Consider the following 1,651-nt stretch of genomic DNA (forward strand, 5'->3'; position numbering starts at 1 on the left):
ACTCCCCCTTGAAAGGAAGTGCGGGTTTTCATAGTGGGGACTGGTAAATAAATGCGTCCCCTTTTATTCCGAGGTTTTTGCAGCTCTCAGAATGGGATCAAGCACCATGCGCCAATTAAGATATCATCATATCGACTACCGTAAGTAAAACCAGTTTGCTGCATGACATAGTTGAGATACGGGGCATCGGGGGGTCGAGCACACGCCCAATATTCGGATGCCCTTGGCACTGGGGCAAAATAAACACGGGAGAGATCACGACTTACCTGTGTTCCGTGCGTTGAAATGCCTCCAAGAGACTGCATCCATGCAATCGCTGTTGCGCTGGAAGTTCGCTGCTCATTTATAACAAGACGGAAGATATTGCTCACAACAACTCGGTATTGAACACTGTTTTGCAGGGCGTCAGTGACCGTAATCGTTGTTGTGCCACGGCGGTTGCCTACAACTTTTCCGCTTTGATCCACAGAAGCGACCAAGGGAGCAAGCGACGAGTAAGTGTAGGGTTTTTTTCCTCCCTGAGCTTGCCGAACTTCTGTGTTTCCAACAGAGTCTTGTCCAGTTTTTGGCCAACCATCGTACTTCACAGAAAAACCGTCCAAATTCATGTCGCTGGTTTTAATCGAAAGAGGGGCCACTACGGTGAAGTCCCACGCTGCCGAAGTCGCCCCATCTCCATACAACGCCTTGGCGGTGAAGCTGTGAGGCGCTACGGTCAGGTCGGTCACTGTCAGCCTCCAGATCCCGGTCGTCGGATCGGCGGGAGGCTGCCCTTTGGACGTCGTGCCATCGAATACCTCGACCTTCTGGTTCTCGGCGGCCGTGCCGATGAGCGTCACGCTGGTTTTGACGGTGACGCCGCCGTCGGGGATTTCGACGCCTTCGGAATCCTCCGCTCGGGTGATGACCGGTTTTACATCCGGGATAGCCTTGACCGTATAGGTTCGCAGCGGGAAGGACACCGCTTCGGCTTCGGTCAGACTCCCCCCCAACCCGGCCTTGAGTTCGAGGGTGAACGGCGTGTCATGCTTGAGCCCCTGAAGTTCGTTCAAGATCGCTGCGGGAGTGTTGTAATCGTAGTGACTCGTGATCCAGTCTGGATTGGTTTTAGATCCTGGCGGTGTCCAGAGCAATTTTTCGTACGTGTCGCCATTGGCCAATGTGCCTTTGATCCACAGCCACACATATTGATTCAGGGCAATCAGTGGCCAGTTGGGGGCGCGAAAAGTGGCGGCAGTTTTGATCACACTCAGATCCAGCTCTGGTCCGTCGCCGCTGTTGGCCGCCTGAAGGATCTTCGGCACGTTCGACTGATTCAACTCCAGTGCCTTTACCGCCAAGGGGAGGACATCCGACGGTAACGGCTCACCGCTGCCGCGTTTCACCGTGTAGCTGACCGTCACCGCTTTGTTCAGGTTAAAGGCCACCACGCTGTTGGCCAGCGGTATCGGCTGCGGCCCGAGAACGGTGACGGTTTCTTCCGGCGCCGTGTGTGAGCCTCCCGCTGGTGTGCCCGCCGCACCGGTCCAGGTGGCAATGATTTTGTCACCGAGCTGCATGCCTTTGTAATCCACGATGGCGGTCAGGGCGTCCTTGGCGTCATTCGGGATCAGGCTGAGGTCATTCGGCGCTTCCTTGATGCGCGGTGCCG

The 1,651-nt window shown here is 55.7% G+C and carries 1 protein-coding gene; it reads right to left on the reverse strand.

All coding sequences use genetic code 11. The features are described 5' to 3' along the window. Window positions 1–86: 86 nt before the first annotated feature. A partial coding sequence (locus AC1MDC_RS28600; protein WP_480394185.1) for an Ig-like domain-containing protein occupies window positions 87–1,651 on the reverse strand: 1,565 nt, incomplete at its 5' end.

It is taken from the genome of Pseudomonas sp. 1, assembly GCF_056626735.1.